This window comes from Shinella sp. (assembly GCF_035998705.1).
In the GTDB taxonomy this organism is placed as follows: Bacteria; Pseudomonadota; Alphaproteobacteria; order Rhizobiales; family Rhizobiaceae; genus Shinella.
In genome coordinates this window covers 715,038-730,304 of the sequence record NZ_DASYHH010000027.1, presented here as the reverse complement: position 1 = coordinate 730,304, position 15,267 = coordinate 715,038, and the positions used below count along the sequence as shown (strand labels likewise).

General features: G+C 64.3%; 15 protein-coding genes and 3 pseudogenes. 7 read left to right on the top strand and 11 right to left on the bottom strand.

The features are described 5' to 3' along the window. Positions 1-139 precede the first annotated feature (139 nt). The 6 genes and pseudogenes from VGN93_RS26595 to VGN93_RS31355 form a co-directional block, all read right to left on the bottom strand. Positions 140-901: an ABC transporter ATP-binding protein gene (locus VGN93_RS26595; protein WP_327509965.1), complete on the bottom strand. Its 762-nt coding sequence runs from the start codon at positions 899-901 to the stop codon at positions 140-142. Continuing rightward, positions 895-1,710 carry an ABC transporter ATP-binding protein gene (locus VGN93_RS26590; RefSeq protein ID WP_327509964.1) on the bottom strand — a complete coding sequence of 272 codons (816 nt, stop codon included), beginning with the start codon at positions 1,708-1,710 and terminating at the stop codon, positions 895-897. Before VGN93_RS26590 ends, VGN93_RS26595 begins: the two co-directional genes overlap by 7 nt. Next, positions 1,707-2,471 carry an energy-coupling factor transporter transmembrane component T gene (locus VGN93_RS26585; RefSeq protein ID WP_327509963.1) on the bottom strand — a complete coding sequence of 255 codons (765 nt, stop codon included), beginning with the start codon at positions 2,469-2,471 and terminating at the stop codon, positions 1,707-1,709. The genes VGN93_RS26590 and VGN93_RS26585 overlap by 4 nt, the downstream gene beginning before the upstream one ends. Continuing rightward, positions 2,471-3,067: a hypothetical protein gene (locus VGN93_RS26580; RefSeq protein ID WP_327509962.1), complete on the bottom strand. Its 597-nt coding sequence runs from the start codon at positions 3,065-3,067 to the stop codon at positions 2,471-2,473. Before VGN93_RS26580 ends, VGN93_RS26585 begins: the two co-directional genes overlap by 1 nt. Positions 3,068-3,137: 70 nt before the next feature. Continuing rightward, positions 3,138-3,575 carry a PPC domain-containing DNA-binding protein gene (locus tag VGN93_RS26575; protein WP_327509961.1) on the bottom strand — a complete coding sequence of 146 codons (438 nt, stop codon included), beginning with the start codon at positions 3,573-3,575 and terminating at the stop codon, positions 3,138-3,140. 181 nt (positions 3,576-3,756) lie between these two features. After that, positions 3,757-3,947, bottom strand: a pseudogene (locus tag VGN93_RS31355) (SfnB family sulfur acquisition oxidoreductase); the annotation flags it as partial. A gap of 137 nt (positions 3,948-4,084) precedes the next feature. On the opposite strand from VGN93_RS31355, the pseudogene VGN93_RS26565 reads away from it, so the two are divergent. Together VGN93_RS26565 and VGN93_RS26560 are read left to right on the top strand one after the other, a co-directional pair. Next, a pseudogene (locus VGN93_RS26565) lies at positions 4,085-4,255 on the top strand (ATP-binding cassette domain-containing protein); the annotation flags it as partial. Positions 4,256-4,862: 607 nt separating this feature from the next. Next, a pseudogene (locus VGN93_RS26560) lies at positions 4,863-5,141 on the top strand (ABC transporter permease); the annotation flags it as partial. 73 nt (positions 5,142-5,214) lie between these two features. Here VGN93_RS26560 and VGN93_RS26555 read toward each other — a convergent pair. Further along, complete coding sequence (locus VGN93_RS26555; protein WP_327509958.1) at positions 5,215-6,087, bottom strand: lipid kinase; 873 nt, start codon at positions 6,085-6,087, stop codon at positions 5,215-5,217. Between the two features lie 270 nt (positions 6,088-6,357). Between VGN93_RS26555 and VGN93_RS26550 the strand changes: the two genes are divergently transcribed. From VGN93_RS26550 to dhaL, 4 genes are all read left to right on the top strand, one after another. Then, the gene (locus tag VGN93_RS26550; protein ID WP_327509957.1) at positions 6,358-7,305 is read left to right on the top strand and encodes a substrate-binding domain-containing protein; all 948 of its coding nucleotides are present in this window, start codon (positions 6,358-6,360) and stop codon (positions 7,303-7,305) included. Between the two features lie 79 nt (positions 7,306-7,384). Then, entirely contained in the window at positions 7,385-8,884 is a 1,500-nt protein-coding gene (locus tag VGN93_RS26545) for a sugar ABC transporter ATP-binding protein (protein ID WP_327509956.1), read from the top strand. Next, positions 8,874-9,851 (top strand): ABC transporter permease, encoded by a 978-nt coding sequence (locus VGN93_RS26540; RefSeq protein WP_327509955.1) that lies wholly within the window; start codon positions 8,874-8,876, stop codon positions 9,849-9,851. Before VGN93_RS26545 ends, VGN93_RS26540 begins: the two co-directional genes overlap by 11 nt. 37 nt (positions 9,852-9,888) lie before the next feature. Then, positions 9,889-11,655: a dihydroxyacetone kinase subunit DhaL gene (dhaL, locus tag VGN93_RS26535; RefSeq protein WP_327509954.1), complete on the top strand. Its 1,767-nt coding sequence runs from the start codon at positions 9,889-9,891 to the stop codon at positions 11,653-11,655. Positions 11,656-11,722: 67 nt separating this feature from the next. Here dhaL and VGN93_RS26530 read toward each other — a convergent pair whose 3' ends face one another. The 3 genes from VGN93_RS26530 to VGN93_RS26520 form a co-directional block, all read right to left on the bottom strand. Beyond that, complete coding sequence (locus VGN93_RS26530) at positions 11,723-12,679, bottom strand: sugar-binding transcriptional regulator (RefSeq protein WP_256119198.1); 957 nt, start codon at positions 12,677-12,679, stop codon at positions 11,723-11,725. Positions 12,680-12,793: 114 nt separating this feature from the next. Further along, on the bottom strand, positions 12,794-13,312 hold the full coding sequence (locus VGN93_RS26525) for a hypothetical protein (protein ID WP_327509953.1): 519 nt from the start codon (positions 13,310-13,312) through the stop codon (positions 12,794-12,796). A gap of 104 nt (positions 13,313-13,416) precedes the next feature. Further along, positions 13,417-13,872: a transposase gene (locus VGN93_RS26520; protein ID WP_327509952.1), complete on the bottom strand. Its 456-nt coding sequence runs from the start codon at positions 13,870-13,872 to the stop codon at positions 13,417-13,419. Positions 13,873-14,046: 174 nt separating this feature from the next. On the opposite strand from VGN93_RS26520, the gene VGN93_RS26515 reads away from it, so the two are divergent. Continuing rightward, positions 14,047-14,298 carry a glycine zipper domain-containing protein gene (locus VGN93_RS26515; protein ID WP_319313550.1) on the top strand — a complete coding sequence of 84 codons (252 nt, stop codon included), beginning with the start codon at positions 14,047-14,049 and terminating at the stop codon, positions 14,296-14,298. A gap of 79 nt (positions 14,299-14,377) precedes the next feature. Here the strand turns inward: VGN93_RS26515 and VGN93_RS26510 are convergent, their stop codons facing one another. Then, positions 14,378-15,151 carry an SDR family oxidoreductase gene (locus tag VGN93_RS26510; protein WP_327509951.1) on the bottom strand — a complete coding sequence of 258 codons (774 nt, stop codon included), beginning with the start codon at positions 15,149-15,151 and terminating at the stop codon, positions 14,378-14,380. Positions 15,152-15,267: the final 116 nt, after the last annotated feature.

Below are 15,267 nucleotides of genomic sequence, written 5' to 3'. Positions count from 1 at the left end.
TCACCAGCTTCGAAGAGAGAAATTTCGCTCTCGAAAATACGCGCATTCGGAAGCCGGGACAGAAATGTCTATTTAATTTATATAATGCATAGGAAAAGATAATCCCGGAGATGGTTGCCGCGCGACACGAAGAAACGGATCACGGCATCGCCGCCCTCCGGGTATCCAGGGACGCCAGCCGGATCCGGCTTGGCGTATCGACTGACGCCTGGCGAAGGAGATGCGGGTCGCGAAAGACATCGTCAACGTGGCGCACGACAGGCGTGTCGCCGGTGCCCAGTGCAAGCACGATCTGCGCGTTGCGGTCGACGAAGTCCATGTCGTGGCAGATCAGCACGATCGCCTTGCCGGCCGCCCTTTCGCTGGCGATGATCGCTTCGAGGCGCTCGGTCCAGAGACGATCGAGGCCGCGTTGCGGCTCGTCGAGCAGCAGGACGGCCGGGTGCATGGCCAATATGGATGCAAGCGCTGTGAAGCGCCGCTCGGCCATCGACAGGTCGAGGGGATGCCGTTGTGCCTGATCGCTGAGGAACGTCCGTTGCAGGGCGTCATCGACGCGGCCTTTTACCTCCGCGTCCGCAAGCCGCCGCTGTTTGGGCTCGAAAGCCACTTCCTCATAAACGCGGGCTGCGAAAAGCTGCTGCTCCGGCGTCTGGAACAACGTGCCGACGTCGCGGGCGATCTCGTGCACCTTGAGACCGGCCGTCGATCGGCCGTGCACCGTCACCTCGCCCGTATCCGGACGAAGTAGCCCGTTCAGGAGACGAAGCAGCGTGCTCTTTCCCGCACCGTTCCGCCCGATGATCGCGAGCACCTGGCCGGCCTCGACGCGGGCATTCAACCCGGTAAAGAGCGGGCCCTGCGCGGAATAGGCAAAGGAGAGGCCGTTCAGCGTCAGCATGGGTCGCCCACTTCCAACAGAGCCGCTGCTTCCGCCAGCGTCAGCGGCAGGTCCGCCGGATCGTATCTGCCCGCCGTCCTTTGCTGGAAGGCATGGGCGATTGCCGGGAGACCCAGCACGTCTACGCAGGCCGGCGCGAGCAGGGTGGTGCGTGTGTTGCCATCGAGCACGATCCGCCCGTCACGCAGCAGAAGGACCCTCTCCGCAATTGCCAGGGCGTTGTCCGGATTCGTGTCGAGCAGGACGAGCGTCACCGTCTCCTCCAGATCGGCCAGGACCTCGACCAGATGCGTGCGTGCCTCCGGGTCGAGATTCGTGAAGGGCTCGTCGAGGACCAGCAGCGCCGGGTTCAGGGCGAGGCATGCGGCGATGACGAGCCGCTGCTGTTCACCGCCCGAAAGCGTGAAGGGATCGCGGTCCGCCAGCGTTTCGAGCCGGCAGGCGGCGAGCGCGCGGTCCCGCCGCACGATGATCTCCGCCGGCGGCAGGCCAAGATTTTCCGGTCCGAAGGTGATTTCCTCGCTGACGGTGAAGGCCCGGCCGGAAAGATGCTGGCTCGGTATCTGGCCGACAAGCTGGACGGCGCTCGCGCGTTCGAGGATCGAATGTTCATGCCAGGTCCGGCCATGCCAGAGCACCGATCCGTCCTTCGGGGTCAGCCAACCGGCGAGCAACTGGCCCAGCGTGGACTTGCCGGATCCGTTCGCGCCGAGAATGGCGGTGCGCTCGCCGGTGCCGATGCTGAGCGAAAGGTCGTTGAGTACGGATCGCGCGCCGTGGGAAAAATGCAGGCTGCGGACGTCGATCATCGCAGGATCACATAGGCGATTTCGAGCATCATCACGCCTGCAAGTGCTATGCGGAATGCTCTTTCGCGCGCGCCGTCGGCGGGGGGATCGATGACGGTGCGGTAAGGCAGCGCCCGGAATCCCCGCGCCGTGAGGACATGCGCCCGTTCCTGCGCGTCGCTGAGCGCCAGTGTGAGCAGGGGAACGAAGAGGATGCGGAGCGCCTGGATGCGCGCGGCGAGCGAACCGCCGATCGCGAGCCCGCGCGTCTGCTGCGCATCCCGGATCGCGCTTGCCCGCGCCGAAAACTGGTCGAGGAGGAGAAGGGGGCTTGCAAGAAGGAAGGAGAGGGCGGGCGGCCAGCGCGCGGCGTCGAAGGTCCGCAACAGCGCGGCCGGATGGGTGGTCGCCACGAAGAGAAGCGAGGCCGCAAGCATCACCGAAATCCGCCCGCCGACGAGCGCTGCGTATTCGAGCCCGGCGGCACTATAGGGCAGCCAGCCGAAGACGAGGCGAAAATCCGGGCGCGGCATGACCAGCCCGTGGAAGGCGAAGACGGCAAAGGTGAACGGCAGGGACAGGACGAGGTATCGCATGATGATCGTGCGGCCGATGCCCGAAATGGCGCCGGCGGCCAGGATGGCGAGGGTCAGGAGCCACAGCGACGGCCACGATATGATGAAGGATGTGACGACGCAGAAAGCGACGAGCAGCAGCTTCGTCATGGGATTGGCCCGGTGAAGATGGCTCTTCCCCGGGCTATGCAGTGAAAAGGCCCGCATCAGGCGGCGCGGCTGTAGTGCAGGTAGTCGTAGCCGGCCGTCAGGCGTTCGGGAAGCTGGCGCACCAGGCCCCAGACCAGCAGTGCCGACAGCACCTTGTCCGCGACGTTCGATCCGAACACCGTAAGCGCCACCGAACTGAACAGCGTCTGGCCGACATTGGAGAGATAGGCGACGAAGAAATCGGCGCCCGATCCGGTCACGCCACCGAACAGGTAGATGCGGATCGGCACGGCGACGACGGTCAGTGCCGCCGCGATGACCACGCCGGAGAGGGCTGCCTGCCAGACGGCCTTGAACCAGCCGGCGCGTGCAAGGAGGCCCGCAACGACGCCGATGACGAGCGCCACCGGCGCAAAGGCCGCCGCGACCGGGGCGAAGAGAAGGCCGATCACCAGGTTGGTGAGGACGCCGGCCACCCCTCCGGCGACAGGTCCGGCGAGAACCGCCACGAGGATCGTGCCGATCGAATCCAGGAAGATCGGCAGGCGCAGCAGGTCGTTCACCTGCCCGCCGACGATGTTGATGACGATCGCCACGGCGATCAGCGCCAGGACCTTCGTATCGAGAAATCTGCTTTTTGCTTCAGTGGTCATCGTTTATCCCCCGATGATGGCGCAGCCGCAGCGGTCGTCCCCTTCCGGATGCGCAGTTGAATTTATGCGCTCAGCCCGCTGCCCGGCCTTCGACGACCAGCTCTTCCCAGCCCGACTGGGCGCAGAGTTCCCGCCGGAAGGAGAGATCGGGGAATTCCGCAAGCGTGATTTCGGCGGTGGTGTAGACGGACGAGCCCAGCCCGAAATGCGCGCCGGTCGTCTTGCCGGTCCGGTCGGAGAGCGAGATGTGCAGGTGCTCGCCCTTTTCGTCGATCGTGCCGACGAGGGAGACGATTTCGAAATGGCCGCTGATTTCGCTCCACACGCCCGTATTGGCATGGCGCAGCAGGGCCTTGGTCAGGCTGCCGACGACCGAGACGATCGATACCGCCTTGAGATTGTTCGCGTCGACGAACTTGCGCAGCTCTTCGACCACGTCCTGGCCTGGTTTCAGGCGGAGCGCGTAGAAGCGGGCGGTGCTCGAAAGGGCATTGCGGTAGTCACTCATTCTGGTTCCGTACTCAAAAGTGCTGTTTCACGGGTCGTCACAGCAGCATCGCAACATTAAAGTAAATAGATAGAAAATATGTACTATTAAATGCGCCGGGCGGGGAAGAGCGTTCTGCAACTGGCCGGGTTTCGTGGTTTCACGCCTTGGCGACGACCTTTGCGAGCGTGGCGCGCGTTCCGGCCGCATGCAGTTGGATCTTCAGGTCGCCGATGGCGGCGATCGTGAAGGGGTCTTCGCCGTGTCCTGGCCGTTGTCGATCCACGGTCGGCTCTGCGTCTTGATGAAGGTGATCGCGTCCTCTATCGCACCGCGCGCGATGCCGGCGTCGATGGTGGCCTGGATGATCCGCGAGAGCGGACCGGCAATGGTAAGGTCGTGAATTGCACGGCCAAACGAACGGCGCCCTCACGGAAAACTGTTCTCCTATAAAGACCGGGCGCCGGATCCTTCCATTTGGCGAAGGCCGGGTCGTGTCTGCCGCACGAGAAATGACGGAGCATGAGCCGATGAACGCATCCCCAGTGGCAGCCTTGGAAGTCCGAAATGTCTCGCTGTCCTTCAAGGGCGTGAAGGCGATTTCCGACCTTACGTTTCAGGTCGAGCGTGAAGAAATCTGCGCATTGATCGGCCCGAATGGCGCCGGAAAAAGCTCGCTCCTGAACATTTTGAACGGCGTGCCGTTCCTGATCCTGTCGCTTGCAGGCCTCGGCCTCAATCTCCTGACCGGCTATGCGGGACAGCTTTCGCTTGGTGCGGGCGCATTCATGATGGTCGGTGCCTATGGGCGCACGGAAGCGACCGACGGTCGCGTTTTCCCCTATATCTTCCCCGTCATGGTGACCTTCTACAGCGAAGCCTCTGCCGTGGTGAATTATATCGCGGAAAAGGAACGCGGTTTCGACAAGCTCAAGGGCGAGAAGATCGAGACCGTCTATCACGACAGCGCCTATGGCCGCGAAACGCTCGATCCGCTGGCGCTGCTTGCCGAGAAATACGGCTTCGAGAACAATCCATATCCCGGTTGCCGATCCCGGCAGCGAGCAGTCCTCGCAGTGGCGCCCGGTGCGCGAACAGAGGCCGGATTGGGTCTTCCTCAGAACCTGAGGCGTTTCGACGCCGGTCGCGATCAAGACGGCGCAGCGCTTCGGCTTCCCGGCGGATCGTATCATCGGCGATGTCCGGGCTTCCTCCGAGGAGGACGTCAGTCCGGCCGGCGCCGCCGCCAAGGGCTATCTGGCTCTCACGCCATATCCCGCCGGCGCCGACTTCGAGATCCACAAACGCTTGAAGCAGCACATCATCGACACCGGCAAGTCGGATCTGCGCGACCCCAAGGCCTTTGGCGGCGTCTATTACAATTCCGGGCTCGTCAATGCGCTGATCTCGGTCGAGATCGTCCGTCAGGCGCAGGCGAAATTCAGCAACGGGCCGATCACCGGCGAGGAAGGCCAGTGGGCGCTCGCGCAGTTGAACGCGCTGCACTCCATGGACATGGCCGCCCGGGCGGTAAGGGCCATCCTGTCGGTGATGCCGCTCGATACGCCCCTTCAATCATCCGCAGGCCATCCCCGCGGGCGTCGGCTGCTGGATCGAACCGGCCTCATCTTGAGGCCGAACACGTTCGATCCGAGGCGGATCAAGGTACGAAGACGGAGACGGCTTTTTCGAGGATCGCGAAGGTGACGGGGGTCGTGGTTTTCAACTCCCCGTCCAGGTTCACGGCCCGCGGCTTGCTGGTGCGGATGGTGAGCGCCTTCGTCGAGAAGGCGCGCACATCGTCCCATTCGCCCTGGGTGCCTTTCCTGAGGCTCGGCAGCAGCCGCAGCAGGCGCCACCAGTGGTCGACCTCCAGGCTATAGAAATCGAGCATGCCGTCGGTGGCCGTCGCATCGGCGTGCACGGTCATGCCGCCGCCGTAGAAGCGCCCGTTGCCGACGGAGACCTGCAGGGTTTTTAGCTCCTCGAACTGGCCGTCATGTTCGAGCGTCGCGGTGAACAGTCGGGAGCTCGCCAGCAGGCGCGCGGCCACCAGGCCGTAGCCGAGTTTGCCCCAGCGCTTCTTCGCCTTCTCGGTCAGCGACATGGCGAGATCGGCGCTGAAGCCGATGCTGGCGACGTTGAAGAACGGGTGCTGGTTGGCCTGGCCGAGATCCACCTTCGTGGTGTTTCCCTTCGCGATCACGCCGACGGCAGACGGCAGGTCGAGCGGTATGCCCACCGTCTTCGCAAAATCATTGGCCGTGCCGAGCGGCAGCACGCCGAGCGGCAGCCCGGTATCGAGCAATCCCGGTGCCGCGCCGTTGAGGCTGCCATCACCGCCCCCGACGATCGCCATATCGACGCGCGAGGCGTGCTCGCGAATGGCATCCGCCGCCGAGACATCCGCCGCCGGGGGCAGTTCGACATAGTCGATCTGCGCACGGGTCAGCAGGTCACGGACTTGAGGGAGGCTTTCTCTGCCACGGCGCGAATTCGGATTGACCAAGAGCAATGCGGTCTTCGGTGTCATGCGGTCGTTGTCTTTCGATGGCTGCGCCCGCTCAGATATGTGCAGTGCGGTATCCGCATTCAACGATGCGTCGCCGGTATTTGCATCCCCCGATTTGACGAGCAGCGCGCCCGGGCTTTGCCGTACCCCTCATTTTACTGTTGTAAAAATAAAAATACATCTGTATCAAACTGACCGTGGGCTTTGGGTTTTGGGAGAGAGCCCCCATGCAAAGCCCCTGTTCCATCATTCAGGCGGGAGGGATTTTCGCCTGCTCCAAGGGAGGTCATCATGAAGAAACTTGCCGTGCTGCTGGCGTGTGCCGCCGCATTTGCCCTGCCGCTTTCCGTTTCGGCCCAGGACGCCGCCGGAACGACGAAGAAGGACAGCTACCGCTTCGTCGTCGTGCCGAAGGTCGTGCATCCGTGGTTCGACAAGGTGAACGAGGGCGCACAGGCGGCCGCGGCCGCGATCAAGGCGCAGACCGGCTCCAATGTCGAGGTCATCTACTCGGCGCCGCAGTCCGCCGACGTCGTGCAGCAGAACCAGATCATCGACAGCGCACTTGCGACCCAGCCCGATGGCCTGGCGCTCGACCTGCTCGATCCGTCTGGCAACCGCGCCTCGCTCGAAGAAGCGCAGAACCAGAAGATCCCGCTGGTGATCTTCGATTCCATCCCGCCGGAAGGCATGGCCATCCCCTATATCGGCTCCGATTTCTGCGAGCAGGCCAAGATCGCGGCCCGCCGCCTCGTCGAGGTTCTCGGCGGCGAAGGCGAAGTCGCCATCATGCAGGGCGTGCCGACCGCGCCGAACCACTCGATCCGCGCCGAATGCCACCGCCAGGTCTTCGCCGAACATCCGGGCATCAAGGTCGTTGCCGAAGGCATCGACAATGACAGCATCGAGACGGCGCAGCAGCAGGCGGCCGCCATCATGCAGGCGAACCCGAACCTCAAGGGCTGGGTCGCATCCGACGCCGCCGGCCCGATCGGCATCGGCCAGGCGATCGTCGAAGCCGGCAAGCAGGGTCAGGTCACCCTCGTCGGCCTCGACAACCTGCCGGAAATGCTCGACATGATCCGCGACGGCGTGGCCGACAGCTCGTCCGCCTCGCAGCCGGAGCTCCAGGGCTACTGGTCGGTCATGCTGCTCTGGGCGCAGGCGACGGGCGCCAAGGTGCCGGGTTACCTCGACACCGGCAACGCCTTCCTCACCAAGGAAAATGTGGGCGGCTGATCCGGCAGGACCGGACTGACGCGAGGCGCGGGGTGCTCCCCCGCGCCTTTTCCATCTCATTCCTGTACGCAGGTGCCCCATGGCTTATCTCGAAACCCGCGGCCTTGGCCGGGACTTTCCCGGCGTGACCGCCCTCGACGGGGTCGATCTGACGATCGAACTCGGCCGCACGCACATTCTCGCCGGCGAGAACGGTGCGGGCAAATCCACCCTCGTGAAGATTCTCACCGGCACCGACCGGCCGTCCCGCGGCCAGGTGCTGATCGACGGCCGCGATCCGGTAGAGGATGCGAGCCTCTACAAGAACGTCGCCTATGTGCCGCAGGAGCTCAATCTCTTCCCGCAGATGAGCGTTGCGGAAAACCTCTTCATGCCCTTCGACAGGACGGGGCATGGCGGTCTTCTCGTCAATCGCAATGCGCTCGTCGAGGAAGCCAGGACCTATCTCGAACGTTTCGGCATCGAGGCCGATCCGCGCGACCTGGTCGCCAACATTTCCGTCTCCGACCAGCAGCTCTTGCAGATCGCCCGCGCCTGCACCAATGCCGACATGAAGGTGCTCATCCTCGACGAACCGACGTCGTCGCTGACGCGCGTCGAGGTGGACCGCGTCTTCAAGGTCATCCGCGGCCTGCTCGACCGCGACCACGCCATCGTCTTCATCAGCCACAAGATGGACGAGGTCTTCGCCATCGGCGACGACTACACGGTGCTGCGCAACGGCGAGAAGATCGAAAACGGCCGGATCGCCGACATTGCCGAGGCGGACCTGATCCGCGCCATGTCCGGCCGGGACCTCTCCTTCGACGAACATTTCCGCCCGAAGGGGCCGGTCACCGACACGATCATGCAGGTGCGCGGTCTTTCCGGCGCACGCTTCCACGATGTTGATTTCGAATTGCGGCGCGGCGAGATCCTCGGCTTTGCCGGGCTTGTCGGCGCCGGCCGCTCGGAAGTCATGCAGACGATCTTCGGCTTCCTGAAGGCCAAGGCCGGCAGCGTGACGGTCGACGGCAAGCCGTGGACGCTCAACGACACCTCCGCCTCGGTCGACGGCGGCATGCTCTACCTCTCGGAAGAGCGAAAGCACCACGGCATCTTTCCGCTTCTGTCGCTGCGCGAAAACATCGGCATCTCCATCCTCTCGCTGACGAAAGGTGCCTTCGGCATCAGCGGCGGACGCGAGCGCGAGGCGGTGCAGAAGATCATCGACGACTACGGCATCCGCACATCCGGCATGGGCAAGCGCATCTCGCAGCTTTCCGGCGGCAACCAGCAGAAGGCCATCATCGGCCGCGCGATGGCGACGCGGCCGCGCGTGCTGATCTTCGACGAGCCCACCAAGGGCATCGACATCCGCACCAAGACCGAGATCTACAGGATCATGAAGGGTCTGGCGGAGGAGGGCGTCGGCGTCATCCTCGTCTCATCCGAACTCGACGAACTCAAGAAATGCGCAAGCCGCATCGTGACCATGCATCACGGCCGCATCACCGGCGAGTTCGACACCACCAACACCAGCAACGAAACCCTCGTAGGCGCCATCTTCGGCACGGAGGCGAAAGCCCATGCAAACTAGTTCCACGCAAACCAGGCCCTGGGCGATCCTGTCGCGCAGCCCGCTTGCCGGCGTCTTCGTCGCGCTCGCCGTGATCTTCACGCTCTCCGCGCTGATCTCGCCCTATTTCCTCACGCCCTACAACCTGTCGGTCATCGCGCGCGGGCTCGCCTTCGTCGGCCTGATCACCATTGCGCAATCCATGCTGATGGTGCTGGGCGAACTCGACCTGTCGCTCGGCGTGATCGGCGGGCTCTGCGGCGTCATCTCCGGCATCCTCATGGTGCGGCTCGGCTTCGAGCCCTATTCGGCCATGCTCATGGCGATCCTGCTCGGCGCCTGCCTCGGCCTCATCAACGGCCTGCTGGTGACGGTGCTGCGGTTGCATTCGCTGGTGCTCACCATCGGCACGGCCGGCATCTTCGGCGGCGCCAACCTGGTTTTGACGCGCGGCGTCGCGATCACCGGCATTCCGAAGGACGTGCACTATCTCGGCCGCGGCGACCTTCTAGGCATTCCCGTGCCCTTCATCATCATGCTCGTGGCTTTGGCTGTCGCGACCTTCGTCATGCTGAAGACGCCCTTCGGCCGCTACATGTATGCGATCGGCAACAACCAGGCGGGCGCCCGCATGCTCGGCATCAAGGTCGACAAGGTGCGCCTTCTCGTCTTCACCGCCGCCGGCGCCATTGCCGCCCTTGCCGGCGTGCTTATGGTCGCGCGCCTCGGCACCGCCCAGCCGTCGATCGGCGAGACCTGGGTCCTGGCGCCGATCGCGGCCTCCGTCATCGGCGGCGTCGCCACCACCGGCGGCATCGGCAGCCCGATCGGGGCGATCTTCGGTGCCGGCATCATCGCCATCATCGAGAACATCATCGTGCTCTTCGGCGTGTCGCCCTATTGGCAGGGCATCGTCTCGGGTGCGATCGTCGTGCTCGCCATTTCCTTCGACGCCATTTCCCGCCGCTATCTCCGCCGTGACGCTTGAAGCCGACGGCCGCATCGATCTGACGAAAGAAAGCAGAATGAACCAGGAAGTCAAAACGAAGAAGCTGATCAACGCGCCGGAAAACATCATCGCCGAGATGATCGAAGGCATGGTCGGCGCGCATCCGGACATGTTGCGCGTCGAGGGTGCGACGGGACGGGCGGTCGTCGCCGTCGATGGCCCGCGCGATGGCAAGGTGGGCATCGTCGTGGGCGGTGGCTCGGGCCATGAGCCGGCCTTCGCCGGCTATGTCGGGCGCGGCCTTGCCGATGCCGCCGCCGTCGGCAATATCTTCGCGTCTCCCTCGCCGTCGCACATCGTCGAGGCGGCGCGCGCCGTCGATGGCGGCGTCGGCGTCGTCATGCTCTACGGCAATTATACGGGCGACGTGCTGAACTTCACCATGGCGGCCGAGGAGCTGGAACAGGCCGGCATCGCCGTGCGCCATGTCGCGGTCGCCGACGACGTCGCTTCCGCCCCCATCGAGCGCAAATCCGAGCGCCGTGGCATTGCCGGCGACTTCTTCGTCTTCAAGATCGCCGGTGCCGCCGCCGATCTCGGCGAGCCGCTGGCGCGCGTCGAGGCGCTGGCGCAGGCCGCCAATGACGCGACCCGCTCGATGGGTGTGGCGCTCAGCCCCTGCTCGCTGCCGCAGACCGGCAAGCCGAACTTCACCATCGGCGACGACGAGATGGAAATCGGCATGGGCCTGCACGGCGAGCCCGGCATCCGTCGCCAGAAGCTCGCGCCGGTGGACGAGGTGAGCGACGAGCTGGTGGAGGCGGTTCTGAAGGAGCTGGACCTCAAGGCGGGCGAGCGCGTCGCCGTTCTCGTCAACGGCCTCGGTGCCACGTCGCAGATCGAGCTCTACCTCATCTTCCGCCGCGTCAAGCAGCGGCTCGATGCTCTTGGCATCGAGATCCACGCCTCGTGGGTCGGTGAATATGCCACCTCGCTGGAGATGGCCGGCGCCTCGGTGACGCTGATGAAGCTGGACGATACCTTGCAGGGCCTGCTCGACCATCCCTGCCGCACGCCGGCTCTTGTCGTCGGCGCCTTCGAGAAGACCGATGATATCGCGATCCGCAGCCGCAAGGCGGTCAAGCTTGCCGAAAGTGGCGCCGCGGTGCAGGAAAAGCCCCGTGAACTGCTGACCGAGGGCGACGTCACGCCGGCGATCTTCAAGACGATGATGCATGCCGTGGGCGACGAGATCATCGCGGAGAAGAACTGGCTTTCCGAACTCGACGGCGTGATCGGCGACGGCGATCACGGCGTGACGATGGAAATCGGCTGGAAGGCCGTGCAGCGCGCGCTGGAAGACACCCAGGACGACGAGACGATCGAAGGCATCTGCAAGCGTATGGCTAAGGCCTTCCTCGATGCCGTCGGCGCCTCCTCCGGCCCGCTATACGCCACCGCGTTCCTGCGCGCCGGCACGGCCGTCAGCTACCGCCTCAACCTCGACGGCGCGGGCATGGCCGAATGGCTGAGTGCTGCTTGCCAGGGCATTCGCGACCGCGGCCGCGCCGAACAGGGCGACAAGACGATGATCGACGCCTGGGTGCCGGCGGTCGAGGCTGGCTTTCGTGTTGCCAAGGATGGCGGTTCTACGCTGGACGTGCTGGTTGCCGCGCGCGACGGCGGCGAGGCCGGCATGAAGGCGACGGCAGCGCTCGAATCCCGGCGCGGCCGCTCGGCGAAACTCGGCGAACGCTCCGTCGGCCATATCGACCCCGGTGCCGCCTCGACCTATGTGACGCTGCGCGCCATGGCGGAGGCGCTTCGCAAGGCGCTCGCCTGATTTGAGACTCGAAAAGCTGACGCTTTTCCGGGCGCAAAACCGCTGCGCACTTTTGCTGGAATAGCTTTCAGCGCGGGCCTTGCAGCAAGGCCCGCGCGACACCCTCGTTGGTGACGAGCCGGTTGACATAACCGGCGCGCAGGATCGCCCGGATGATCGGGATCTTGCGGATACCCCCGGACACCAGCACGGAAATCGGCTTGAGCTTCAGCTTGTCCGGCGGCAGCGCGATGATCGAGTCGTTGAGGAAATGATCGATCGCCTGGCCGCGCGCATCGAGGAACCAGCCCATGAATTCGCCGACGGCGCCGCGCTTCAGCACCGTATCGAGATTGTCCTTCACGACGCGGATCTGGGTCAGCGACGTGTCCTGCGCCAAGGCCCCGCAGGAGACGATGCCGATATCGGCGATCTCGGTGCGCGCCAGCACGTCGGTCAGCTCGTCGTTGAGCAGCAGCGCATTGCGGCTTTCGGGATTGGCGCAGTAGATCGGCGCCGTCAGGTAGTGACATTCGACGCCGAGCGCGCGGGCAAAGGCCGTCGCGACCTCGAACGTGTTGGTGGCCGAGCCGCTGGTGACGCCGCCGGTGAGCCCCACGACCCAGCTTTCGGATTTCGGCCGGGCGCGCAGGCTGCGCACGGCAAAGCTCAGCGTCCGCCCGGAGCCGATGCCGACCCCCATGTCGCGCCCCTCGATCAGTTCGCTCGCCAGCGAACCGGCCGCCTCGCCGATGACGCGCTTCTGTTCGAGATAATCGTCGAGATCCGGCACCACCAGCGCATCGACCAGGCCGTAGCGGGCGGAGACCTTTTCAGCGAGTTCGATACAGTCGGTCAGAGGCAGGCTGACATTGACCTGCACGCTGCCGGATTCCCGCACCTGGCCGATGATCTTGTTGACCTTCAGCCGCGTGATGTTCATGCGCTGGGCGATTTCCTGCTGGGTCTGCCCGCCGATGAAATAGAGCCACGCGACACGCGCCCGCTCCAGTTCCTCATCGAAATGTCCCCAGTCTTCACCCACGCGGCGCACTCTCCCAGCTTGCTTCTTTCGATACGCCAACTGGTGGGCCATGGGCAACCACCGACAGTGCCGGCGGCGTGCGACGGTGGTGTCGGGTCAAGTCGCGAGAGCGGATCAGCTGGCGCTGTTACGGACGTCCAGCCGCTCGAGCATCTGCACAAGCTGTGCATGCTCCGCTTCGAACCGCGCGCGCAATTGGGCGATGAGCTTCCGATTTGCGTCTTCGAGTTCCAGCAACGCATCATAGGTCATGACAGCGTTTTCCACAGCCACCTGCGGGGCCCGCGCTGCTGTCTTCCGGCTTGACTGCACCGGTCGCTTCGCTGCGACGCGCTTGCGTGCGGCGCGCGGCACTTTTACCGCCGGGATCGATGGAACTGCCTCGGCGGGCGTCTCCGTCGCAACCACCTCAGGCGCCGGCGCATCGTCGGCGGCAGGTGCAGGGGCTTCGACGATCGCTTCAACCACGGCTGCCGGCTGCTCGGGCTGCGCCTTGAAAATATTGGGCGCTTCGGCCTCGGCCGCGCGGGCAAGCGCCTTGAAGTCCGTGTCGCCCCAAATGGACGACGCCTCGGCCTTCGGCCGCCGACGGCTGGATTTTCTCTCCACGACAAAGCTGCGCTGGGATTTCATGCGCGGGTAGACCTTTGGCTCGAATCGTTGCCCCGCACGTCGCAAGGCTTGGTGCCGCATACATCAGTCGCGTCTATTATACAATCTATCCGACGAGGAGCGGTTCAAGCCAATCCGAGCTTCTTGCGCAGCGCGGTATTCTCAGTGCGCAGCTTTTCGGCAAGCAGGCCCCGCAGGCGGACGTTTTCCGCTTCGAGCTCCACCAGATCCGCCAGGCCGTCCTTTTCGGGCGCGGACACGGCGGCCTGCACGCCCGAAGACGGCGTCGCGCGTTTCCATTGATAGAAGGTCTGGTCCGAAATTCCGGCGTCCTTGGCAGCAGCCTTCAACGTCGATCCCTCACGAAGGCGGCGCTCGATTTCGGCAACCTTTTCCGCTTTCTCGCTTTCGGTGTGCCGGCGCGACTTTGGTGACGAGACAGCGGACGTCTCGCCTGCGGCCTTTTTCGCGACCGCTTCTGCCGCATCCTTGCGCTTTGCCGGAGACCGACGCTTCCTGGTTTCGGTCGGGGTCGCCTCAACCGTTGGGGTGCTTGCGTCGAGGTTCGGTTCGTCTGCCATTGTGTGCTCCAGCTTGCGGACGGCATTTGTCATTCGCGCTGCAACAAGAGTCAAGTCTGGGCCGCCATAACAAACCCGCCTTCTGTCGAGCGGCTACGCAGCCCGAATGGTATCGCCCAGTGGAACTTTCCCACGACAAAAGGGTTAGACCCCCGTCGAAACCGGGAGGTCAAAATGAAGAAAATCATCATCCTTAGCTGCATCGCGCTGTCGTTGGCCGCGTGCACGGCGACCGAGCAGGGCGCAGGCGTGGGTGCCGCCACGGGCGCGGTCATAGGCGGCGTTGCGACGGGCAATGTGCGCGGTGCCGCGGTTGGCGCGGCGGTCGGTGGTGTCGCTGGCGCTCTGATCGGCAATGTCGCGGGCCAGCCCGGAAGGTGCTATTACCGCGACCAGTATGGCCGTCGCTATATCGATCGCTGCTAAACGTAAGGCGGTCTAAGACAGCGCGTTTGATGGAGACGAGAAGGCTGCGGCCGGGGGATTGCCCCGGCCGCTTGGATGCTTACTTCGTCGTATAGCCGCCGTTGACAAGAATGGTCTGGCCGGTCATCCACCAGCCGTCCGAGACGAGGAAGCGGATGAAGGGCACGATGTCTTCGATGTCGGTCAGCCCGGTCTTGGAGAAGCCGGAAAGGGCTGCCGCCGTCTTGTGATAGGCGACCGCATCGGCGCCCTCGGCCGGATAGAAGAAGGACGTGTCCATCGGACCCGGGCCGATCGCCGTCACCGAAATGCCGCGCTCGCCGAATTCCTTCGATGCCGCCCGGGTGAAATGTTCCACCGGCGCCTTGGTGCCGGCATAGGCGGCGTAGAAAGGCGTGAAGGCGCCGAGTAGCGAGGTCACCAGCGTGCAGACCTTGCCGTTGTCGCTGACCTGTTTGCCGGCCTCCTTGAGGAAGAAGAAGGCGCTCTTCGAGTTCACCCCCGTCATCTCGTCATATTCGGCTTCCGAAATCTCGACGATCGGCTTCTTCAGCACCTTGCCAACCGTGTTGATGGCAATGTCGATGCTGCTCATCGCGGCCTTTGCGTCGGCAAACAACGTCTCGACGGCGCCGGCGGCGGTGAGGTCGCCCTGGAAGGCGAAGGCGTCGGCGCCCGCCGCCTTGATCGCGGCGACAGTCTCATCGGCGGCCGGCTTCGTTGCGCTGGTATTGTAATGGACGGCGACGGCCTTCGCGCCCTGCTGCGCGAGGTCGCGCGCAATCAGGCCGCCAAGATTTTTCGCGCCGCCCGCGATGAGAACGGTTTTTCCTTTGATGCTGTGATCGGTCATTGTCGTTGGTCTCCTTGGCACTACGGAGCGACCGCGATCACGGCCACTTCCTGAGAAGCACCATATCGTCTAAGCTGAGCCTATAAAGCTTGCCGTTCTGACATCACTTGTCAGGA